The sequence below is a fragment of the Pseudomonas sp. NPDC087804 genome, assembly GCF_044742965.1.
Lineage (GTDB): Bacteria > Pseudomonadota > Gammaproteobacteria > Pseudomonadales > Pseudomonadaceae > Aquipseudomonas > Aquipseudomonas rustica.
Genome location: NZ_JBIUVN010000015.1, coordinates 1 through 21055, shown reverse-complemented (window position 1 = coordinate 21055; position 21055 = coordinate 1). Strand labels below are relative to the sequence as shown.

Below are 21055 nucleotides of genomic sequence, written 5' to 3'. Positions count from 1 at the left end.
GGGTCAGGTGCCCCGGGGCTTCGCCCGCGCAGTAGCCTCCGCCACCAACGGATCATCCGGCCAGTAATGCTTCGGATACCGCCCCTTCAAATCCTTCTTCACCTCGGCATAAGTGCTGCGCCAGAAGTTGGCGAGATCCTGCGTCACCTGTACCGGACGTCGTGCTGGCGACAGCAGATGCAACTTGACCACCTGGCGCCCGCCGGCGATCCGTGGCGTATCCGCCAGCCCGAACAGTTCCTGTAAACGCACCGCGAGAATCGGCGGAAACCCGCTGTAGTCCAGCCGAATCGACGACCCCGACGGCACGCTCAGATGATGCGGCGCCAACTCGTCAAGCTTCTGCGGCAGCGGCCATGGCAGCAGATTACGCACGATGCTCGACAGATCCAGATTGGCAAAATGGCTGAGCCGCGAGACCTTGCCCAGATAAGGCACCAGCCAATCTTCGAGGGTGTTGAGCAAGGTTGCATCGCTGACTTCCGGCCACTGACTGTCGTTCTGATTAGTCAGATCAAGTTGCCGCAACAGCGCCACTCGCGCCTGCCACTGACGCAACTCTGGCGTCCACGGCAGCAGCTCCAGACCTTTGCGTCGCACCAGATTCACCAGCGCCTGACTGCGTGCATTTTCGTCGAGACCGGTCAGCGGTTCACGGCTGAGAATCAGCTCGCCGACCTTGCGCTGACGCTCGGCGCGCAGCACACCTTCGCGCTCGTCCCAGTCGAGTTGATCGACATTGCGCACTTGTTCGGCGAGCACGGAATCGAACAGCGCCGGATCAAAATCCGCCGCCAGATAAATACGTTCTTCACGCTGGCCCTGACGGCTGCCGAGGTCGGCGATGACGATCCACGGCTCTTTCATCAGGCTGTCGGCTTCGGCGAACAGCGCCGCACGACCGTTGGCCAGACGATATTCGGCGCCACCGGCACGCCGCTGTTGCGCGACGCGATCGGGATAGGCCAGCGCCAGCAACGCACCGAGCCAGCGCGGATGACCAGGATCGCTGACCGGCTCATTCGCCTTGCCGCGCAGATAACCGCGATATTGCCGCGCCAGTTGCCGGGCGCGTTGCACACCGCCCTGCGCACCACGGGCGGCGCGTTCTTCGCCGGACAGCAACACCAGACGACTGTGCAAATCCGCCCCGGCGCCACGCAAGATATCGCGCTCGCCGAGCAACGCAGCCACATCGCACGCCATGTTGGCCAAACCCAACGCCTGACCGCGCAACAACAAATGACCGATGCGCGGATGCGCCGGTAACTCAGCCATGGCCTGACCGTGGGTCGTCAGCACCTCACCTTCCAGCGCGCCGAGCCGTTGCAGCAAATCCTGCGCCTGTGCATAAGCCGCCGCTGGCGGAACGTCGAGCCACACCAGTTCGCCCGGCGTCACGCCCCAACGTCCCAATTGCAGCGCAAGACTGGTGAGATCCGCCGAAAGAATTTCCGCACTGCCATACGCCGCCAATTGCTCGTGCTGATCCTGCGACCACAAGCGATAACAAACGCCCGGTTCCAGACGCCCTGCCCGGCCCGCACGCTGAGTGGCGCTGGCCTTGGAAATCCGCTGAGTGTCGAGGCGCGTCATGCCGCTTCCCGGATCGAAACGCGGCACCCGCGCCAGCCCGGCATCGATCACCACACGCACGCCGTTGATGGTCAGACTGGTTTCGGCAATGTTGGTCGCCAGCACCACTTTGCGCTGGCCGGGCGGCGCCGGATCGATCGCCGCGCGTTGCGCATTGAGGTCGAGTTCGCCGTGCAGCGGGCAGAGCAACACATCGCTGCGCTCACCCATCGCGTCGACCAATTGTTGATGCACGCGACGGATTTCCGCCTGCCCCGGCAGAAAGACCAAGACGCTGCCGGTTTCATCGTGCAGCGCTTCGAGCACGGTTTGCGTAACGCGCTGATCAATGTATTCGCCGGGCTGAAACGGCCGGCCCCAGCGCATCGTCACCGGGTACATGCGGCCTTCGCTGCGCAGGATCGGCGCGTCGTCGAGCAACCCGGCCAGGCGCTCGCCTTCGAGGGTGGCCGACATCAGCAGAATCTTCAGCGGCTGTTCAGCTCGAAACAGCTCGCGACCGTTCAGACTTAGGGCCAGCGCCAGATCGGCATCAAGGCTGCGTTCGTGGAATTCGTCGAAGATCAGCAGACCTACGCCTTCCAGCGCCGGATCATCCTGCAAACGCCGGGTGAGAATGCCTTCGGTGACCACTTCGATGCGTGTGTTGGGGCCAACCTTGCTGTCGAGGCGAATGCGATAACCGACGGTTTCACCGACCTTCTCGCCCAACTCGCTGGCCAGCCGTTCTGCGGCGGCACGCGCGGCTAGGCGGCGCGGTTCGAGCATCAGAATGGTCTGCCCGGCCAGCCACGCTTCATTGAGCAAGGCCAACGGCACGCGGGTGGTTTTACCGGCGCCGGGCGGTGCTTCGAGCACGGCTTCATGGCGAGTCGCCAAGGCTTCACGCAGGGCGGGTAAAACTTCATCGATCGGCAAAGAATTCATGCTGGCTCCCCAGGGCGTGCCCACAGTAAATTGCGAGTCGCGTTAAAGCTGTGAGCGTGCCAGGCAAGGCGCGGGACGCAGGTAAGGGTCGTTTCCTTGCCAAGTCCCGCAACGCAGCATGGCGCGCTCACAGCTTTAGCCCGGAGGGCCGAACCCCGACAGGATTCATTAGCCTTCACGCGGTGTCGATCTGGAGAAAACAACTTCAATCCTCAACGTATTTCGGTAGGGGTGAGACGAGGCCGCAATTTACTGTGGGCACGCCCTGCCAGGCCGAGTATAACGGCGAACTGCAAGGCGTTCGTCAGGGTCTTAACTTCACACGATGACGCTTCGTTCTTAGATCAATCAGGAGATTTCCCATGCGCTTACCTTTTCGCCTGATCGGCGGTGTACTGGTCGCCACCCTGCTCACGCAAATCACGGCGTGCGGTTCGATTTTCTACCCGGATCGTCGCGGTCAGATTGACGGCAAAGTCGACCCGGCGATTGCCGTGCTCGATGCCGTGGGCCTCCTGTTCTACATCATTCCCGGGCTGATCGCGTTTGCCGTCGACTTCGCCACCGGCGCGATTTATTTCGAACCGGGCCACACCGCGCAAATCGATCCGGCCAAGCTCAAGCAAGCCATCGGCCCGGACGGTCAGGTCGATAATCACAAGTTGCAGGCTATTCTCGAAAGCGAGTTGGGCCGAGATTTCCCACTGGATGATCCGCGCCTGATTCAACACAAGGGCAGCACGCAACAACTGGCGATGTTCGGCCTGCAACCTGCCGCTTAAAAAGGAAATGCAATGACCTCCAGCCCCGAACACGCTCGCCTGCTAAGGCTGGCGACCCGCGCCTCGGTGGCGGTCGCCTGCACGCTGATCGTCGCCAAAGCCATCGCCTGGTGGCTGAGCGGTTCGGTGGCCATGCTCGCCGGGCTCACCGACTCGGCGCTGGATGGCATCACCTCGATGCTCAATCTGCTGGCGGTGCATTACGCACTGCGTCCGGCGGATGACGATCACCGTTATGGCCACGGCAAGGCAGAGTCGCTGGCGGGCATGGCGCAGGCGCTGTTCATCGGTGGCAGTGCGGTGTTGATCGCGTTTCAGGCGTACGAACGACTGCACGATCCGCAGCCGCTTGGCGCGCCATGGCTGAGCATCGGCGTGATTGTGTTTTCGCTGCTGCTGACGGCGGCGCTGTTGGTGTTGCAGCATCGGGTGATCAAGCAGACTGGCTCTAACGCCGTGCGCGCGGATTCGCTGCACTATCGTTCGGACATGTTGCTCAACGGCAGCATTCTGATTGCGCTGATTTTGGCCGGGTTTGGTTTTGATCAACTGGATGCGTGGTTCGGTTTGGGGATTGCTGCGTACATTCTGTGGAGCGCGATCCAGATCGCCCGGGAAAGTTTTTCGGTGTTGATGGATGAAGAGCTGCCGACGGACGTCAGTCAGCACATGCTCGAACTCGCGTGCAGCGTGCCAGGTGTGTTGGGCGCGCATGACTTGCGCACGCGAATCTCCGGCAACCATTGGTTTGTGCAGTTGCACTTGGAATTGCCGGGAGAGTTGACGCTGTCAGTGGCACACGGCATCAGCGATCAAGCCGCCGATGCCATCCACCAAGCCTACCCGCGCGCCGAAGTGCTGGTGCACGCCGATCCGATAAAAGCAGCTACAAGTCGCGAGCCGCAAGCTTCAAGCTTGTAGCTCGAAACGTGCAGCTCGCAGCTGCTTTTACTGAACCTGATAACCGCGACTGCTCAGGCAATTGCCCTGAGCCTGACGGTACGCCTGAACCACTTCGGGCGCCGGTTGATAGGTCGCGGTGCGCGGGTCGAAACCGCTTTGCTGCACTGCGTACTGATAGCACTGATAACCGTCCTGCTGCACTTGCTCCGGCGACTGACCGTTGGCCGGATAGGCCTCGACGTCATAGCCCTGAGATTGCGGCTGTGGTTGCGGCTGTTGCTGCACCGGCGGCTCGACGACTACGTAGTCCTGCGTCGCTTCCTGATAGGCGTAATAGGAACCGGCGGCGAGAAACAGCAGCGAACCACCGATCCACACTTCTCGCGAATAGTCCGGCAAGTACTGAATGCGGATCCCGCGCGGCGGTTGCACGACGATGTAGCGCGGGCCTTGCGGGCGGTACCAGTAGCCGCCGGAATAGAAGTAATCCTGCCCGCGATACGGCACGCGATAGTCGCGATCCGGGAAGCGGTCGATCACATGCCCCGGCCGATATTGCGGGCCCGGGCCCCAACCGTTGCCATGTCCGTCGGGACGTCCCGGCCAGCGATTGTCGTTGGGCCGGTAGTCATTGGGCCGGTTGTTGGTCTGCCAATGTTGGTTGTTATTGTTGTAGCCGTTTTGCGGACGCTCGTCGCGGTAGTAACCCTGACGCGGTTCCTGAGTCTGGCGCACGGTGTCGGGCCGCGACTGGATCGGCAAACTGTTGGCCGGCATTTGCGGCGGCGGTGGCGGCTGGCGCACCGGGTTGGGGTTGTAGCCCGGCCGGTTCTGGTCATGGTTTTGCCATTGACCATTGTTATTGTGCGGCTGGCCGTTGTGTTCGAACTGGCGGCTGTTGTCGCCACGAATGACTTCGTTGTTCTGCGGGCGCGGTTGATTCTGCGGCGGCTGATTTTGTGGACGCGCCTGGTTTTGCTGTGGATTATTCTGTGGACGCGGCTGATTTTCGCCGCCATGCCCTTGGTTATTGCCTTGATGCCCCTGCCCGTGCTGCCCGCCATTCGGGCTGCGGCTCTCTGGATCATCGGCCAGCGCTTGCACACTGACACTCACACACAACACACCAACACCGGCCAGACGCCAGATGCGCGACTTCATGCTTTTCCTCACTGAGGCCTGTAATTAAGGGCGGCCTGTAACTAAGACCGGGTCGGGAACATCCGGTTCTGCAACAGGTTATCAGTCGCGCAACTTATTTATTGAGCGCCGCAAGATGAAATCGCAGGCAAGAAAAAAGGGAGACCCGTCGGCCTCCCTTTAGAGAACTTCGTCCTGGCTCGACGCTTATGACGTCGGCTCACCTCACGCCGTCTTCTGGACAGTGTGCAGCTCGGGGGCCGGCACAACCCCGGTGGGGGTGGCGGCCGCGGCAGGCCTTATAGGGCGGGCCGCGTGGACTGTGTTACCGAGCAGTGATTCTGGTAATAAGAATAGGCCTGAGGCCACGACAGAGGATTGCGAAGATTGCTGAAATAAACACCACTTGCGCAATTTTTAACCCTGGATAGATAATCCGCCGCAATAGTTACAACCAAGGACAGATTGATGAGCAAACTCGACCGTTACGACCTGAGCATTTTGGCGGAATTGCAGCGCGACGCCCGCATCTCCAACCAGGAGCTGGCCGAGCGCATCGGTCTGTCACCCTCGCCTTGCTCGCGCCGGGTCAAGCAACTGGAAGACGACGGCTATATCTCGCGTCAGGTCGCGTTGCTGGATCGCAAGATGCTTGGGCTGAGTTTGACTGCCTATGTGCTGATCGGCATGGATCGGCATACGCCGGAGCGTTTCGAGAATTTCGAAGCGGCGATTCGCACATTGCCGCAGGTGTTGGAGTGCAGCCTGGTGACGGGTGTGGATGCCGATTACCAGTTGAAAGTGGTGGTGCCGGATATGGATCACTATCAGAAGTTGTTGCTGGGGCACCTCACACGCATTGAAGGCGTGACCAGCGTGCGCTCGAGTTTTGTGCTGAATCAGGTGCTCAACAGCACCGAACTGCCGCTGACCCACCTGCGCAACTGATACCGCCCCCTGTAGGAGCTGACGAGTGAAACGAGGCTGCGATCTTTTGATCTTTTAAATCCAGATCAAAAGATCGCAGCCTTCGGCAGCTCCTACAGATCGCTTTTGTGGCGAGGGGATTTATCCCCGTTCCAGTGCGCAGCACTGGCAGGATTGGTGTTGCAGACCAATGACCGCGGCACACCGACGCAGGTCAATGCCCCGCCATCCGCCCTTGGCGTATACTCGCCGCGCCCTTTTAGCCGCGCCCATGCCGGAGAACCCCAATGGATCCAGCCGTATTTGAAGAGTGGATGATGACCGGTCTGGTCAGCATCCTGATCATTTTCATGGGTTTTATCGTCTGGGATCTGGCGAAGAAGTCCAAGGCCGGGCGCTTTGGCTCGTTCATTTTGTTCTTCGTGCTGGGCCTGGGCGTGGCCGCGTTCATCATCAAAAGTGTGGTGATCGGCCTGATCGAATCCGGCGCTCTATAAGCGCGCCGGCACTTCCTTCCACTGGCCCTGATCGAGCCCTTCGATCGTCCAGTCACCAATCTTCACCCGCACCAGCCGCAACGTCGGCAGCCCGACCGCCGCGGTCATCCGGCGCACTTGTCGATTGCGCCCTTCGCGAATCACCAACTCCAGCCACGACGTCGGTATGGACGCGCGAAAACGCACCGGCGGGTTGCGCGGCCACAGCTCAGGCTCGTCCAGCTGCCGCGCTTCAGCGGGCAAGGTCATGCCGTCGTTCAACTCAACGCCGTCACGCAGACGCTGCAACTGCTCGGCGCTCGGCACGCCTTCAACCTGCACCCAATAAGTCTTCGCCAGTTTATGTTTCGGATCAGCGATGCGCGCCTGCAACTGGCCGTCATTGGTCAGCAACAGCAATCCCTCACTGTCGCGATCCAGACGTCCGGCCGGGTAAATGCCGGGCACATCAATGTAATCCTTGAGCGTCGCCCGCCCTTCGCCATCGCTGAATTGCGTCAGCACATCGAACGGTTTGTTGAACAGGATCAGTTTCGGCTCGGCCGGAGGTGCCTTGGCAACACGGCGTGGCGAAGACGACTGAGGCTTCGCGCCAGGGCGACGGGAAGGTGGACGCGGGGGACGGGACATAGGGAGAGCAAACATTTAGCGATCAGGGCTGACAATGCTAGTGCCCCGACCGCCAAATGACCACGACTAACCGTTAACGGAACGGCGGTTCGTCGAAGCTGCGCAGTTTGCGCGAGTGCAGCGAGTTGAGTTCGGTGCGCAGCAGATCGACCGCTTCGATGCCGATCTTCAAGTGCTGACTGACCGCGCGCTCATAGAACGCGTTGGCCGAACCCGGCAGCTTGATTTCACTGTGCAGCGGTTTGTCCGATACGCACAGCAACGTGCCGTACGGTACGCGCAAGCGATAACCCTGCGCGGCAATCGTGCCGCTTTCCATGTCCACCGCGACGGCGCGGGACAGGTTGATCAACGGTCGTTCCTGCGCCCAACGCAATTCCCAGTTACGGTCGTCGTAAGTCAGCACGGTGCCGGTACGAAGGCGTTTTTTCAGGTCGTCGCCCTTCTCGCCAGTGACATTCGCCGCTGCCTGTTGCAGCGCCATTTGCACTTCGGCCAGCGCCGGGATCGGAATATTCGGCGGTACGACGCGGTCGAGAATGCCGTCGCGACGCATATAAGCGTGGGCCAGCACGTAGTCGCCAATGGTCTGCGACTGACGCAGCCCGCCGCAGTGACCGATCATCAGCCAGCAATGCGGACGCAGCACGGCCAAGTGGTCGGTGATGTTCTTGGCGTTGGACGGGCCGACACCGATGTTGACCAGCGTGACGCCGTGGCCATCGTTGGCGATCAGGTGATACGCCGGCATCTGATAACGGTGCCAAACCACACCGGCAGCGATTGCCGAGGCTTCGCCGTGATCCATGCTCTTTTCGATGATCACGTTGCCCGGCAAGACCATGCGCACGAAACGCGGATCGCTGCGCAACTGCTCCAGACCATGGACGATGAACTGGTCGACGTAGCGGTGATAGTTGGTCAGCAGGATCCACGGCTGCACATGGCGCCAGTCGCTGCCGGTGTAATGCACCAGACGACGCAGGGAGAAATCCACGCGCGCCGCGTCGAACAGCGCCAGCGGCAGCGGATCGGTGTTTTCCCAATCGTAGAGACCGTCGGCGATGCCATCGGTGGCGGCGGACAGGTCGGTGCTCGGGAACACCCGCGCCAGCACGGCAGCGGTGACGCCGGAACCGGCCAGTTCATCGCCCTGCTCGACCACGTATGGATACGGAATGTTTTGCTGGCTGACGCCGACTTCCACGGTCACCGTGAAGTCGTGCATCAACGGTACAAGCTGTTCGAGCAGGTATTTGCGGAACGCCGCCGGGTGGGTGACGGTGACACTGTAAGTGCCCGGCAATTGCACCTTGGCGTAAGCGCGGGTGGTCTGCGGGACTTCGCCCTGGCAATGGTAGGTCAGACGCAGTTCGGGATAACGAAACAGAGCACGCTGCGCAGCGTCGGGTTCGACGCGATCTTTCAGGTAACGCTTGAGCGCCGAGTTCAGCGCAGTGGTGGCCCGCTCATGCAACTCGGCCAGACGATCCACGGCTTGTTCGGCGGTTTGAACAACAATAAACGCTTCGGTCACGATCAGCTTCCTGTGTTCTGACTTGCAGAGCTTCATCTTGCCTGCATCGTGGCGTCACGGGAACAGTGGCATGTTGGCAACCGCACAATATATGGGCCACCCCAATCCTTGTAGGAGCTGCCGAAGGCTGCGATCTTTTGATCTTGCTGTTTATAAGATCAAAAGATCGCAGCCTTCGGCAGCTCCTACAGGGGATTTGTGGGGGTCAGAGGGCTTGGGGGGTTGAGCGGGCGACGAGGGATTCGATGTCGAGGCCGCGTGGCAAGGCGCCGTAGGCGCGGCCACCACCGCTCAGGCGGCTGGCAATAAAGGCATCGCTGACGGCTGAGTTCCCGGCCTCCAGCAATAGCTTGGCCTGCAAACCGAGCGCGATGTCCTCAGTCAACTGCCGCGCCCGATACTGAATGTCGCTCGTATCCTTGAACTGCGCCTGCAACTGTTGAATATGCGCGGCCAGGCGTTTGTCGCCGTGGCCATCTCCGAGTTCGCTGAACAACACATCCAGCACGCCCGGTTCTTTCGACAACGCGCGCAGCACATCCAGACACTGCACATTCCCCGAACCTTCCCACGTCGAGTTCACCGGCGCCTCGCGATACAAACGCGGCAGGATGCTCTCTTCAACATAGCCGGCGCCGCCCATGCATTCCGCCGCTTCGTTGATCATCCCCGGCGCGCGTTTACAGATCCAATATTTGCCCACCGCCGTTACCAGCCGTGCAAATTGCGCTTCGTGGCGATCGTCGAGATGATCCAGCGCCTTGCCCATGCGCAAGCTCAGGGCCAGCGCGGCTTCGCTTTCGAGGGCCAGATCGGCCAGCACGTTTTGCATCAATGGCTGTTCGCTGAGCAATTTGCCGCCGACCTTGCGGTGCGCGCAGTGATGGCTGGCCTGGGTCAGCGCCTGACGCATCAGCGAGCTGGAACCGACCATGCAATCGAAACGGGTCATCGCGACCATCTCGATAATGGTCGGCACACCGCGCCCTTCTTCGCCGACCATCCACGCCAGCGCGCCACGGAATTCCACTTCGCTGGAGGCATTGGACTGGTTGCCGAGCTTGTTTTTCAGGCGCTGAATGTAGAACTGATTGCGCGTGTCGTCCGGGCGATGGCGCGGCAGCAGGAAGCAGCTCAAACCCTTGTCGGTCTGCGCCAGCGTGAGGAATGCATCGCACATCGGCGCCGAGCAAAACCATTTGTGCCCGACCAACTCATACGCCTCGCCCGGGCCGCTGGCGCCGACCGGATACGCCTTGGTGGTGTTGGCGCGCACGTCGGTGCCGCCCTGTTTCTCGGTCATGGCCATGCCGATGGTCACGCCAGCCTTGTGCGCCATGCCGACGTTGCGTGGGTCGTATTCCGTGGCGAGGACTTTTGGCAGCCATTGCTCGGCGAGATTCGGTTGCAGACGCAGGGCCGGCACGCTGGCGAAAGTCATGGTCAGCGGGCAACCGCTGCCGGCCTCGGCCTGGCTGTGCAGGTAACTCATCGCGGCGCGGGCGACGTGGGCGCCGTCCTGTGGATGCGTCCACGGCATCGAGTGCAAACCATGCTCGATCGCCGTGCGCATCAGCTCGTGATAAGCCGGATGAAATTCCACCAGATCGATACGATGGCCGTAGCGATCGTGGCTGACAAATATGGGTTTGTTTTGGTTAGCGAGGAACCCGGCTTCCATCAATGGCCCGCCGGCCAGCGCGCCGTAAGCATCGATCCGCGACTCGGCCCAACCGGCGCCGAACCTGCGCGACCACTCCTGCAACGGCAGGTCGATGCGGTACAGGTTGGTGCCGTCCAGCGACGGCGGCTGGTTGGTGACTTCGTGGGTTTCGGCGAACTGATGCAGGTTCATGACGGGCTCCTTGGCTCTCCAGAAAGCTCAGTTAAGCACCGGCTCCCTGTCGATCAAAGTGTCATAGGCGCCGAATTCGCGGCGCTTTTACCCTATCAGCAGCTCAACACTCGACGCTCCAGCGCCGACTGCAAATCCTCGAATTTCACTGGTTTGTTCAGGTAATCGACCGCGACGCCCGTGGCGCATAGCTCTCGATCTGCGTTCAACGCCAGCATGAACACCGGCAAGTTCGCACAACCCGGAAGCGCGTGAATCTGGCAGCACAACGACGCGCCTTCGTGGCTGGGCAACTGACAATCGATCAGCACCGCGTCGAAGGTTTCTCGCCGCAGGCAGTCCAGCGCCGTCGCGCCGCTGTCGGCGGTGCGCACGCGGAAACCGAGCTTGAGCAGCATGCCGCGCATCACCAGTTGGTTGACGCTGTTGTCGTCGACCAGCAACACCGTGCAGTCCTGCGGCGCGCGAATGCAATCACCGCCAGGCGCAGAGTTCGGCGCGGGCTCAACCACCGGCAATTCAAACTCGACATCCAGCTGAAAACGGCTGCCGCTGCCCGGCTCGGAACGGTGCGTGAGTTTGCCGCCGAGCAGTTCCACCAGTTGTCGGCAGATCGCCAGACCGACGCCGAGGCCACCGTATTCGCGAGTCATCGAACCGTCGAGCTGGAAGAAGCGCTGGTACATCGTCGCCTCGCCCAGATCGGTGAAACCGATACCGGTGTCGATCACCGCAAACGACAGCGCCAGACGATTGCCCGTCGACGGTTTGCCGGTAACCCGCAGCGCCAGTCCGCCCACGCGGGTGAACTTGATCGCGTTATCCAGCAGGCATTCCAGGCATTGCGCGAGTTTGGCGCTGTCGCCGTGCAGACGATCAGGCAGGGTTGGCAGCACGTCGACCTTGAAGTCCAGCGACTTGCTCGCCGCGTTGCCGTCGAACTGCGCGCGCAACGATTCGACCACGCCACGCAAACTGAAACTGCCCGGCGAGGCCTTGAGCTTGCCGGCCTGCAATTCGGTGAGGGTGAGGATGCCGTTGACCATGCGCATCATGTCCCGCGCGGAACCGGCGGCGGTTTGCTGATATTGCTCCAGCTCCGGATCCATCTCGACGGTCTGCATCAATTCCAGCGAACCGATCACCCCGTTCATCGGCGTGCGCAGTTCGTGGGTCAGGGTCGCCAGAAATTCATCTTTGAGCTTGTTGCTGTGGGCCAGTTGCTGGTTGAGCACTTCGAGTTTCTGCCCGGCGTCGTACAGAGTCTGCGCCTGTTGCTCGCGCATCGCGTTGATGCGGTCGGCCAGCGCCAGCGACAGCAGCGCCACTTCGATGGCCGAACCGATCTGGCTGGCGTACATGGTCAGGAACACGTTCGGCAGCAGGCCGAGCACCATCAGCGTGTTGACGATACCGCCGAGCAAAAACGCCGACCAGGCAATGATGAAATAACGCGCCACGCGCAGACCGCGCCACCAGGCCAGAATTCCCGCGGCAAAAATCACCACGGTGAAGGTCAGCGCCAGCGTCGTCGCCAGGCGCAGGGCCAGGGCGTAACTGGTCATCAAGGACAGACCGATGACCAGCGCGCCAAACGCGATCAGGCCGATCAAGACGCGATCAAGTCCACGGCTATGGGTTTTGGTCTGCAGGAAACTGCGGGCGAACTGGCTGCCGAACAGCCCGGCGCAACCGATGAAGAACGGTGTCGCGGCGTTGGCCCACCACGGATTGTTCGGCCAGAAGTACTCGACCGCCGCGCCGTTGACCGACAGTTGATAGAGACCAAACGAGGCAATGTAGAAGATGTAATAGAGGTAACTGGTGTCGCGCACGCTGAGGTAGATGAACAGGTTGTAAACCACCATCCCCAGCAGCACGCCATAAATGATGCCCAGCACATACAGGCGCACGGGTTGATCTTCGAGGTACGCGGTGCTCGACCACAACGTCACCGGTGCCTGGATCGAGCCTTGGCTGGCCAGTCGCAGGTATACGGTTTGTTGTTGGTCGGGCTCGAAGGCGAGATCGAACAGGTAGTTGTTCTGGCGGATTTCACGGCTGGCAAACGGCAAGGCGTCGCCGGTCTGACGGATCAGCTGATAGTCGCCATTGGCGTCGGGCAAGTACAGATCAAGATGGTCGAGCGGCGGATAAGCCAGCTCGAGCAACCAGGTGCGCTGGGCGGCGGGGTTGCTCGGGCGGTAATGCAGATCGATTTTCAGCCAGAACGCCGAGCGCGAATAACCGGCATTGAGCGTGGCTTTATCATGGGCTTTGAAATTGCCGGCAGCGGCCTGCGCGCGGACGTCGGCAATGCTTGCCTGACCACTTGGGTCTTCGAACACTTGCAGCGACCGGCCCAAAGGCAGGTTCTGGGTGAATTCGTCGAATTCGACGGCGCTCGCCATGAGGGGCAAGCAAAACAGCAACATCAGCAAATAGCGCATTGAAGCCCCAGCGTGGCTCGTCCGGTTATGTCAGGAAGCCCCCCCATTCCTTGAGTAGACGTAAAACCGGTATTACCTGTTATTGGTTTGGATCCAGACTAGCATAGCCGCTGCTGGCCATTGAGCACCATCGAAATTTTTCCTACAAAGGCTCTAGAACGGGCGTTTCAGAGCAAAGCAGCGGACTAGAGCTGTTGGGTTGGTCAGGTAGATCAAAAGATCGCAGCCTGCGGCAGCTCCTACGTTGATCTGGATTTTCCTGTAGGAGCTGCCGAAGGCTGCGATCTTTTGATCTTGCTCCGCCAGCCACACCCGAAAATCAGCTTTGGTGGTAAGCTCGCGCACCATGAATATCTACAGCTCCCGCCCCGTTGTCCTCTGTCTCTCCGGCCACGACCCAAGTGGTGGCGCCGGCTTGCAGGCAGATATCGAAGCCCTGCTCGCGCAGGGTTGCCATGCGGCTCCGGCCGTCACCGCCCTGACCGTGCAAGACACCGTCAACGTCACTGACTTCCGCGTCCTCGACCGTGAGTGGGTACTGGCTCAAGCCAATGCCGTGCTCAACGATTCCGAAGTCGCTGCAGTGAAACTGGGCATGCTCGGTTCGCTGGAAATGGTCGACACCGTTGTCGAACTGCTCTCGGCGCACCCGCACTTGCCGGTGGTCTGCGACCCGGTGCTGCGCGCCGGCGGCGGCGGTCGCCTGGGCAAGGATGAGGTCGGCTATGCGATGCGCGAGCGTCTGCTGCCGCTGTCGATCATTGCCACCCCTAACCTTCCTGAAGCGCGCATCCTCGCCGAACTGCCCGAAGGCACCGCGGACGAGTGCGCTGAAAAACTCCTGCCGTTCGTCAAAAACCTGCTGATCACCGGCGGCCATGGCGACGAAACTGAAATCCACAACCGCGTGTACAGCCGCGACGGCCTGCGTGAAACCTTTATCTGCCAGCGCCTGCCGGGCAGCTATCACGGTTCCGGTTGCACACTGGCCAGTGCTTTGGCCGGTCGATTGGCTCAGGGCGAACACCTGGCCAGCGCCGTGCGCAGTGCTTTGGATTACACCTGGCGCACCCTGCGCGATGCCGAACAACTGGGCAAAGGCCAGTTCGTCCCGCGTCGCCTGCCGCTGGATTTCTGCTCGTAACGTCGTGAGGTCTGCCCGATGAAACTACGTGGCCTGTATGCCATTACCGACAGCGAATTGCTGGCCGGCAAGTTTCTCTCTTATGTGGAGGCGGCGCTGGAAGGCGGCGTTACCCTGCTGCAATACCGCGACAAGAGCAACGACGAGGCCCGCCGTCTGCGCGAGGCCGAAGCGTTGCGCGATCTGTGCGAGCGCTACAAAACGCAACTGATCATCAACGATGACGCCGAACTGGCCGCGCGCCTCAACGTCGGCGTGCACCTCGGACAAACCGACGGCCCGCTGTCGCCGACCCGCGCCCTGCTCGGTTCAAAAGCCATCATCGGCTCGACCTGCCACGCGCAAATCGCGCTGGCCGAACAAGCTGCCAAAGAAGGTGCGAGTTACGTCGCCTTCGGCCGCTTCTTCAATTCCAACACCAAGCCCGGCGCGCCGACCTGCAGCCTCGATCTGCTCGACGAAGCCAAACGCACGCTGCACCTGCCGATCTGCGCGATTGGCGGCATCAGCCTCGACAACGCTGCGCCGCTGGTGGCCCACGGCGTCGACCTGCTCGCCGTGGTTCACGGCTTGTTCGGTGCCGAGAGCACCGCCGAAGTGACCCGCCGCGCCCGCGCGTTCAACGAATTGTTCAAATCCTGAAGATTGAGAGCCCGATCATGTCTCGTTCCGAAACCCTGTTTGCCAACGCCCAGAAACACATTCCCGGTGGCGTGAACTCGCCAGTCCGCGCATTCAAGAGCGTGGGCGGCACACCGCTGTTCTTCAAACACGCTGAAGGCGCTTACGTCACTGATGAAGACGACAAGCGTTATGTCGATTACGTCGGTTCGTGGGGCCCGATGATCCTCGGCCACAGCCACCCGGACGTGCTCGACGCGGTGCGCAATCAGCTGCAACACGGCTTGTCGTACGGCGCGCCGACCGCGATGGAAACCGAGATGGCCGACCTGGTCTGCTCGCTGGTGCCATCGATGGACATGGTGCGCATGGTCAGCTCCGGCACCGAAGCGACCATGAGCGCAATCCGTCTGGCCCGTGGTTACACCGGCCGCGACAGCATCATCAAGTTCGAAGGCTGCTACCACGGCCACTCCGACAGCCTGCTGGTCAAGGCTGGTTCTGGTGCACTGACCCAAGGCGTTCCAAGCTCGGCCGGCGTGCCGGCGGCGTTCGCCAAACACACCCTGACCCTGCCGTTCAACGACATCGACGCGGTTGAAAAGATGTTGGCGGAAGTGGGCGACGAAGTGGCATGCATCATCGTTGAGCCGGTAGCCGGCAACATGAACTGCGTGCCGCCAGCGCCGGGCTTCCTCGAAGGCTTGCGTTCGCTGTGCGACAAACATGGCGTGGTACTGATTTTCGACGAAGTGATGACCGGTTTCCGCGTTGCCCTCGGCGGTGCTCAGGCTTACTACGGCGTAAACCCTGACCTGACTACTTTCGGCAAGATCATCGGTGGCGGCATGCCGGTCGGTTGCTTCGGCGGCAAGCGAGAAATCATGGAACGCATCGCGCCGCTGGGCCCGGTGTATCAGGCCGGCACGCTGTCGGGTAACCCGCTGGCCATGGCCGCCGGTTTGACCACCCTGCGTTTGATCAGCCGTCCGGGTTTCCACGCCGAGCTGACCGACTACACCACGCGTCTGCTCGACGGCCTGCAACAGCGCGCCGACGCCGCTGGCATTCCGTTCGTGACCACCCAGGCCGGCGGCATGTTCGGTCTGTACTTCAGCGGCGCCGACGACATCGTCACTTTTGAAGACGTGATGGCCAGCGACGCTGCCCTGTTCGGTCGCTTCTTCCACCTGATGCTGGAAGGTGGCGTGTACCTGGCACCGAGTGCCTTCGAAGCCGGTTTCACCTCGATCGCTCACGGCGAAGCCGAGTTGCAACTGACGCTGGACGCTGCCGAACGCGCCTTCGCCGCACTGAAGTAATTGCCGTACCGCTGACGTTGGCTATCGCCAGCGTCAGCATTCACCTACATCCGCGCTGTTTTTCCGATGCTCCTGCTAAAAATCTCCCCTAAAGTGGGCGATATATTCCCCGCGCAGCAGAAAAACGAGTAAAGACTTTGTAAGGTTGGCCCTGCTTATTTCATAATGCGCGCTTATTGGATCCCTCGATGGGTCCGCGTGCCCTTCAGAGGTAAGTCGATTCCCATGAACCGCACCGGCCGCACCCTTGCCTTGGGCTGCCTGTTGCTCCTTCAGCCCCTGCTCGCGCATGCACAAGCAGGCGGCAACTCGTTGTTGATCCCGGCGATGGGTCGTTGCACCCTCAATACTCAGCCGCAAGACGTCACGCAGGCACTGGCCGCCTGCCAGAAAGCGGCGGACGAAGGGGATGCGCAAGCGCAATACGAGTTGGGTGAGTTCTACTACGACGGCAAAAATGCGCCGCGCGACCTCAATCAAGCCCTGAGCTACTTCGAAAAAGCCTCATTGCAAGGCCACGCTCAGGCGCAATTCAAACTCGGCACGATGTTCTTCCACGGTGAAGGCGTGCAGGCCAACAACATTCAGGCGTATATCGTGCTGAAGATGGCTGCGGTCAACGGCGCGGAAGATGCGCTGGATACGGCTGACGAAGTGTCCGAAAAAATGTCCCGCGAAGACCTTGAGACTGCCACGCAGGTGCTTGGGCAAATTTTCCGTAAATACCTGATGGAACTGCAGAGCGCCGATGGGCGTACGCCGTTCTCACCTCTTCCCTGATTTTTGCATCGACCTTTCTGACCTCTTCGCGAGCAAGCCCGCTCCCACATTGGAATGCATTCCCCTGTGGGAGCGGGCTTGCTCGCGAATGAGGCGACTCGGTCTTACGGCTTACTTCTCAGGCATCGGCATCGGGAATGGCATCACGTTGCCGACCGCGCCGCGGGCTTCGCTGATTTTCGGGGTGCCCAGACGTTCCACTTCGTCGATGCGCACAATCGAATGCATCGGCACAAAGCTGCGTACCACGCCTTCGAACTGCGCCTTGAGCTTTTCTTCGCTCGGATCGACGACCACTTGCGTGCGCTCGCCAAAGACGAACTCTTCCACTTCCAGAAAACCCCACAGATCACTTTGATAGATCTGCTTGGCGTACATTTCGAACACCTGGCCCTGGTTGAGGAAAATCACCTTATAGATTGGAGCTTCGCGTTTGGTCATGGCGGGGGGATAACATCGGGGATAAAAATGAGGGCGCAAACTATAGCATAGCCTCCGGACGCACAGCGGTAGGAACCTGAGGGCTTGTTCCCTATAATGCCGGGTTCTTTGAATCACGTGACGACACTAATCCATGGCCAAGAAGCTTTACATCGAAACCCACGGTTGCCAGATGAACGAGTACGACAGCTCGCGCATGGTCGATCTGCTGGGTGAACATCAGGCCCTGGAAGTCACCGCGCGCGCGGAAGACGCCGACGTGATTCTGCTCAACACCTGCTCGATCCGCGAGCGCGCGCAAGATCGCGTGTACTCGCAGCTCGGCCGCTGGCGCGAACTGAAACTGGCCAACCCGGACATGGTGATCGCCGTCGGCGGTTGCGTGGCCAGCCAGGAAGGCGCGGCGATCCGTGATCGCGCGCCGTACGTTGACGTGGTGTTCGGCCCGCAGACCCTGCACCGCCTGCCGGAAATGATCGACGCCGCACGCATCACCAAGCTGCCGCAGGTCGACGTGTCGTTCCCTGAAATCGAAAAATTCGACCACTTGCCCGAGCCACGCATCGATGGCCCGAGCGCTTATGTGTCGGTGATGGAAGGCTGCAGCAAGTACTGCACGTTCTGCGTTGTGCCGTACACCCGTGGCGAAGAAGTCAGCCGGCCGTTCGATGACGTGATCGCCGAAGTGATTCACCTCGCTGAAAACGGCGTGCGTGAAGTGACGCTGCTGGGGCAGAACGTTAACGGTTATCGCGGTACGACCCATGACGGTCGTCTGGCTGATCTTGCTGAACTGATTCGCGTCGTCGCCGCGATTGATGGCATCGACCGCATTCGCTACACCACTTCGCACCCGCTGGAATTCTCCGACAGCCTGATCCAGGCCCACGCCGACGTGCCGGAATTGGTGAAGCATCTGCACTTGCCGGTGCAATCGGGCTCCGACCGGATTCTCGCGGCGATGAAGCGCAACCACACCGCGCTGGAGTACAAATCCAAGCTGCGCAAATTGCGTGCGGCGGTGCCGGGGATCTGCATCAGCTCGGACTTCATCGTCGGTTTCCCCGGCGAGACCGAGAAAGATTTCGAACAGACCATGAAGCTGATTGCCGACGTCGGTTTCGACTTTTCCTACTCGTTCGTTTACAGCCAACGCCCGGGCACCCCGGCTGCCGATCTGGCTGACGAGACGCCGGAAGAGTTGAAAAAGGAGCGCTTGAACGCGCTGCAACATCGCCTGAATCAGCAAGGTTTCGAGATCAGCCGACAAATGGTCGGCTCGACGCAACGGATTCTGGTGACCGATTATTCGAAGAAAGACCCGGGCGAGCTGCAAGGGCGTACCGAAAATAATCGTATCGTCAACTTCCGCTGCGACAATCCAACCCTGATCGGCCAGTTCGCCGACGTGCACATCGACGCGGCCCAACCGCACTCGCTGCGCGGCTCGTTGATCCAATAAATGCAAAAGATCGCAGCCTTCGGCAGCTCCTACATGGATTACATTCCCCTGTAGGAGCTGCCGAAGGCTGCGATCTTGACGGTCTCGACGCCTAGAATATTTAAGAGCTTTCGCACCCAAGCCTCTGGCGTTATCCTTGATTTCATCTTAATTGCCCCAGGGCGGCTAAATACGACCTTGAACGCACCCATAGAACCACATCGTTTTATCCTCGAGCCCTTTGAGGCTCGCCGCTTCGCCAATCTGTGCGGGCAATTCGACGAGCATTTGCGCTTGATCGAACAGCGCCTGACGATCGAGATCCGCAACCGCGGAAACCAGTTCGAGCTGATCGGCGACCCCAAACACACCACGTCTGCGGAAAATCTGATTCGTCGCCTGTACCGGGAAACCAAAGGTTCAGAGCTGTCGCCAGATACGGTGCACCTGTTCCTGCAGGAATCGGCCGTGGTCGAGCTGGACAATCACGCCCCCGCCGAAGCCTCCGTTGCCCTGCGCACCAAGAAAGGCATGATTCGCCCGCGCGGCTTGAATCAGCTGCGCTACGTGAAGGAAATTCTCGGTAACGACATCAACTTCGGCATTGGCCCGGCCGGTACCGGCAAGACCTATCTGGCCGTGGCTTGCGCTGTCGATGCACTGGAGCGTGAACAGATCCGCCGCATCCTGCTGGTGCGTCCGGCGGTTGAAGCGGGTGAAAAACTCGGCTTCCTGCCCGGCGACCTGTCGCAGAAGATCGACCCGTATTTGCGCCCGCTCTACGACGCGCTCTACGAGATGCTCGGTTTCGAATACGTCGCCAAGCTGATCGAACGTCAGGTGATTGAAGTTGCGCCGCTGGCCTACATGCGCGGTCGCACGCTGAACAACAGCTTCATCATTCTCGACGAGAGCCAGAACACCACCGTTGAACAGATGAAAATGTTCCTCACGCGGATTGGCTTTGGTTCTACAGCGGTCATCACCGGTGACATCACCCAGGTCGACCTGCCGAAAGGCACCAAATCGGGGCTGCACCATGTGATCGAAGTGCTCAAAGACGTGCCGGGCATCAGTTTCACCCACTTCCAGCCGAAAGACGTCGTGCGCCATCCTTTGGTACAGCGGATTGTCGAAGCCTACGAGCGCTTCGAAAACCGTGACGAAGCACCCAAGGACACCTCGCGAAATGCTTGAGCTAGACCTGCAAATCGCGACTGAAGCGAACGCGCCGAGTGAAGCCGACTTCCGTCTGTGGTGCGAACTGGCCCTGCGCCAGCGCACCGCTGACTCGGAAATGACCATTCGTCTGGTCGACGAGGGAGAAGGCCGCGAGCTCAACCACACCTGGCGCCAAAAGGATTACGCGACCAACGTCCTGTCGTTCCCTGCTGACGTGCCCGACGAGTTTCTCGACATCCCGTTGCTCGGCGATCTGGTGATCTGCGTGGCGGTGGTTGAGCGCGAAGCCGCCGAGCAAGGCAAGGAACTAAAGGCCCACTGGGCGCATCTGGTCATTCACGGCTGCTTGCATCTGCTTGGTTACGACCATATAGATGACGACGAAGCCGAAGAAATGGAAGCACTGGAACGCGAGTTGCTTGCCGAATTGGGCTATCCCGATCCGTACGCGGACGACGAAACCGAAACATCCCCTATCGTTACAACAAAGGATTCAGAGTAATCGCTATGAGCGAAGATCGATCGAGCAACGGGCAGAAGTCATGGCTGGGTAAACTCACCCAGGCTTTTGCCCACGAGCCGAAGAACCGTCAGGAGCTCCTCGAGCTGCTGCGTGATGCACATCAGAACAAACTGCTGGACAGCGAAGCGCTGGCCATCGTCGAAGGCGCCATTCAGGTGGCTGACCTGCAAGTACGCGACATCATGGTGCCGCGCTCGCAGATGATCAGCATCAAGGCGACCCAGACACCCCGTGAATTCCTCCCGGCCGTGGTCGACTCGGCCCACTCGCGCTACCCGGTCATCGGCGAAAGCCATGACGACGGGATGGGCGTGCTGCTGGCCAAGGATCTGCTGCCGCTGATCCTCCAGGAAAACG

The 21055-nt window shown here is 60.5% G+C and carries 19 protein-coding genes and 1 pseudogene; 12 read left to right on the top strand and 8 right to left on the bottom strand.

The window, feature by feature from the left end; translation table 11 throughout:
* Positions 1-3: 3 nt before the first annotated feature.
* Entirely contained in the window at positions 4-2523 is a 2520-nt protein-coding gene (gene hrpB / locus ACIOMO_RS18295; RefSeq protein ID WP_401242633.1) for an ATP-dependent helicase HrpB, read from the bottom strand.
* A gap of 362 nt (positions 2524-2885) precedes the next feature.
* Between hrpB and ACIOMO_RS18290 the strand changes: the two genes are divergently transcribed.
* Entirely contained in the window at positions 2886-3305 is a 420-nt protein-coding gene (locus ACIOMO_RS18290) for a hypothetical protein (protein ID WP_034153788.1), read from the top strand.
* Positions 3306-3317: 12 nt separating this feature from the next.
* The gene (locus ACIOMO_RS18285) at positions 3318-4226 is read left to right on the top strand and encodes a cation diffusion facilitator family transporter (protein ID WP_053124129.1); all 909 of its coding nucleotides are present in this window, start codon (positions 3318-3320) and stop codon (positions 4224-4226) included.
* A 27-nt stretch (positions 4227-4253) separates the two neighbouring features.
* On the opposite strand, the gene ACIOMO_RS18280 is transcribed toward ACIOMO_RS18285, so the two are convergent.
* On the bottom strand, positions 4254-5369 hold the full coding sequence (locus tag ACIOMO_RS18280) for a DUF6515 family protein (RefSeq protein ID WP_401242631.1): 1116 nt from the start codon (positions 5367-5369) through the stop codon (positions 4254-4256).
* Between the two features lie 447 nt (positions 5370-5816).
* On the opposite strand from ACIOMO_RS18280, the gene ACIOMO_RS18275 reads away from it, so the two are divergent.
* A complete protein-coding gene (locus ACIOMO_RS18275) occupies positions 5817-6296 on the top strand; it encodes an Lrp/AsnC family transcriptional regulator (RefSeq protein WP_008081091.1) in 480 nt (159 codons plus the stop codon).
* A gap of 266 nt (positions 6297-6562) precedes the next feature.
* The gene (locus tag ACIOMO_RS18270; protein ID WP_003228500.1) at positions 6563-6772 is read left to right on the top strand and encodes a DUF2788 domain-containing protein; all 210 of its coding nucleotides are present in this window, start codon (positions 6563-6565) and stop codon (positions 6770-6772) included.
* On the opposite strand, the gene ACIOMO_RS18265 is transcribed toward ACIOMO_RS18270, so the two are convergent.
* The 5 genes from ACIOMO_RS18265 to ACIOMO_RS18245 all read right to left on the bottom strand — a co-directional run bounded on the left by ACIOMO_RS18265 (position 6767) and on the right by ACIOMO_RS18245 (position 13592).
* Positions 6767-7402 (bottom strand): pseudouridine synthase, encoded by a 636-nt coding sequence (locus ACIOMO_RS18265; protein ID WP_053124132.1) that lies wholly within the window; start codon positions 7400-7402, stop codon positions 6767-6769. The two genes, ACIOMO_RS18270 and ACIOMO_RS18265, sit on opposite strands and share 6 nt — an antisense overlap.
* Before the next feature lie 73 nt (positions 7403-7475).
* Positions 7476-8975: an AMP nucleosidase gene (gene amn, locus ACIOMO_RS18260; RefSeq protein ID WP_162130776.1), complete on the bottom strand. Its 1500-nt coding sequence runs from the start codon at positions 8973-8975 to the stop codon at positions 7476-7478.
* A 169-nt stretch (positions 8976-9144) separates the two neighbouring features.
* Positions 9145-10794, bottom strand: a complete 1650-nt coding sequence (locus ACIOMO_RS18255) for an acyl-CoA dehydrogenase family protein (RefSeq protein WP_400752521.1) — start codon at positions 10792-10794, stop codon at positions 9145-9147.
* A 95-nt stretch (positions 10795-10889) separates the two neighbouring features.
* Positions 10890-13244, bottom strand: a complete 2355-nt coding sequence (locus tag ACIOMO_RS18250; RefSeq protein WP_401242627.1) for a 7TM diverse intracellular signaling domain-containing protein — start codon at positions 13242-13244, stop codon at positions 10890-10892.
* A 153-nt stretch (positions 13245-13397) separates the two neighbouring features.
* Positions 13398-13592 carry a hypothetical protein gene (locus ACIOMO_RS18245; RefSeq protein WP_212550850.1) on the bottom strand — a complete coding sequence of 65 codons (195 nt, stop codon included), beginning with the start codon at positions 13590-13592 and terminating at the stop codon, positions 13398-13400.
* Here ACIOMO_RS18245 and ACIOMO_RS18240 point away from each other — a divergent pair.
* From ACIOMO_RS18240 to ACIOMO_RS18225, 4 genes are all read left to right on the top strand, one after another.
* Complete coding sequence (locus tag ACIOMO_RS18240; protein WP_007909650.1) at positions 13591-14388, top strand: hydroxymethylpyrimidine/phosphomethylpyrimidine kinase; 798 nt, start codon at positions 13591-13593, stop codon at positions 14386-14388. The genes ACIOMO_RS18245 and ACIOMO_RS18240 overlap by 2 nt on opposite strands.
* An 18-nt stretch (positions 14389-14406) precedes the next feature.
* A complete protein-coding gene (gene thiE / locus ACIOMO_RS18235) occupies positions 14407-15030 on the top strand; it encodes a thiamine phosphate synthase (protein WP_008081079.1) in 624 nt (207 codons plus the stop codon).
* Between the two features lie 17 nt (positions 15031-15047).
* Positions 15048-16331, top strand: coding sequence for a glutamate-1-semialdehyde 2,1-aminomutase (gene hemL, locus ACIOMO_RS18230; RefSeq protein WP_053124138.1), 1284 nt, complete (start codon positions 15048-15050; stop codon positions 16329-16331).
* A gap of 225 nt (positions 16332-16556) precedes the next feature.
* The gene (locus ACIOMO_RS18225; RefSeq protein ID WP_003228518.1) at positions 16557-17111 is read left to right on the top strand and encodes a tetratricopeptide repeat protein; all 555 of its coding nucleotides are present in this window, start codon (positions 16557-16559) and stop codon (positions 17109-17111) included.
* A 111-nt stretch (positions 17112-17222) separates the two neighbouring features.
* On the opposite strand, the gene ACIOMO_RS18220 is transcribed toward ACIOMO_RS18225, so the two are convergent.
* Positions 17223-17552, bottom strand: coding sequence for a DUF1820 family protein (locus ACIOMO_RS18220; protein WP_003185742.1), 330 nt, complete (start codon positions 17550-17552; stop codon positions 17223-17225).
* A 133-nt stretch (positions 17553-17685) separates the two neighbouring features.
* On the opposite strand from ACIOMO_RS18220, the gene miaB reads away from it, so the two are divergent.
* From miaB to ACIOMO_RS18200, 4 genes and pseudogenes are all read left to right on the top strand, one after another.
* Positions 17686-19014, top strand: coding sequence for a tRNA (N6-isopentenyl adenosine(37)-C2)-methylthiotransferase MiaB (gene miaB / locus ACIOMO_RS18215; RefSeq protein ID WP_053124140.1), 1329 nt, complete (start codon positions 17686-17688; stop codon positions 19012-19014).
* A gap of 177 nt (positions 19015-19191) precedes the next feature.
* Complete coding sequence (locus ACIOMO_RS18210) at positions 19192-20190, top strand: PhoH family protein (protein WP_038361873.1); 999 nt, start codon at positions 19192-19194, stop codon at positions 20188-20190.
* The gene (gene ybeY, locus ACIOMO_RS18205) at positions 20183-20677 is read left to right on the top strand and encodes an rRNA maturation RNase YbeY (protein ID WP_401242622.1); all 495 of its coding nucleotides are present in this window, start codon (positions 20183-20185) and stop codon (positions 20675-20677) included. Before ACIOMO_RS18210 ends, ybeY begins: the two co-directional genes overlap by 8 nt.
* Positions 20678-20682: 5 nt before the next feature.
* Positions 20683-21055, top strand: a pseudogene (locus ACIOMO_RS18200) (magnesium/cobalt efflux protein); the annotation flags it as partial.

Excerpts from the sequence above, each read along its gene's own strand:
- hrpB (WP_401242633.1), bottom strand. The coding sequence starts at position 2,523 with ATGAATTCTTTGCCGATCGATGAAGTTTTACCCGCCCTGCGTGAAGCC.
- ACIOMO_RS18290 (WP_034153788.1), top strand. The coding sequence starts at position 2,886 with ATGCGCTTACCTTTTCGCCTGATCGGCGGTGTACTGGTCGCCACCCTG.
- ACIOMO_RS18285 (WP_053124129.1), top strand. The coding sequence starts at position 3,318 with ATGACCTCCAGCCCCGAACACGCTCGCCTGCTAAGGCTGGCGACCCGC.
- ACIOMO_RS18280 (WP_401242631.1), bottom strand. The coding sequence starts at position 5,369 with ATGAAGTCGCGCATCTGGCGTCTGGCCGGTGTTGGTGTGTTGTGTGTG.
- ACIOMO_RS18275 (WP_008081091.1), top strand. The coding sequence starts at position 5,817 with ATGAGCAAACTCGACCGTTACGACCTGAGCATTTTGGCGGAATTGCAG.
- ACIOMO_RS18270 (WP_003228500.1), top strand. The coding sequence starts at position 6,563 with ATGGATCCAGCCGTATTTGAAGAGTGGATGATGACCGGTCTGGTCAGC.
- ACIOMO_RS18265 (WP_053124132.1), bottom strand. The coding sequence starts at position 7,402 with ATGTCCCGTCCCCCGCGTCCACCTTCCCGTCGCCCTGGCGCGAAGCCT.
- amn (WP_162130776.1), bottom strand. The coding sequence starts at position 8,975 with ATGAAGCTCTGCAAGTCAGAACACAGGAAGCTGATCGTGACCGAAGCG.
- ACIOMO_RS18255 (WP_400752521.1), bottom strand. The coding sequence starts at position 10,794 with ATGAACCTGCATCAGTTCGCCGAAACCCACGAAGTCACCAACCAGCCG.
- ACIOMO_RS18250 (WP_401242627.1), bottom strand. The coding sequence starts at position 13,244 with ATGCGCTATTTGCTGATGTTGCTGTTTTGCTTGCCCCTCATGGCGAGC.
- ACIOMO_RS18240 (WP_007909650.1), top strand. The coding sequence starts at position 13,591 with ATGAATATCTACAGCTCCCGCCCCGTTGTCCTCTGTCTCTCCGGCCAC.
- ACIOMO_RS18245 (WP_212550850.1), bottom strand. The coding sequence starts at position 13,592 with ATGGTGCGCGAGCTTACCACCAAAGCTGATTTTCGGGTGTGGCTGGCG.
- thiE (WP_008081079.1), top strand. The coding sequence starts at position 14,407 with ATGAAACTACGTGGCCTGTATGCCATTACCGACAGCGAATTGCTGGCC.
- hemL (WP_053124138.1), top strand. The coding sequence starts at position 15,048 with ATGTCTCGTTCCGAAACCCTGTTTGCCAACGCCCAGAAACACATTCCC.
- ACIOMO_RS18225 (WP_003228518.1), top strand. The coding sequence starts at position 16,557 with ATGAACCGCACCGGCCGCACCCTTGCCTTGGGCTGCCTGTTGCTCCTT.
- ACIOMO_RS18220 (WP_003185742.1), bottom strand. The coding sequence starts at position 17,552 with ATGACCAAACGCGAAGCTCCAATCTATAAGGTGATTTTCCTCAACCAG.
- miaB (WP_053124140.1), top strand. The coding sequence starts at position 17,686 with ATGGCCAAGAAGCTTTACATCGAAACCCACGGTTGCCAGATGAACGAG.
- ybeY (WP_401242622.1), top strand. The coding sequence starts at position 20,183 with ATGCTTGAGCTAGACCTGCAAATCGCGACTGAAGCGAACGCGCCGAGT.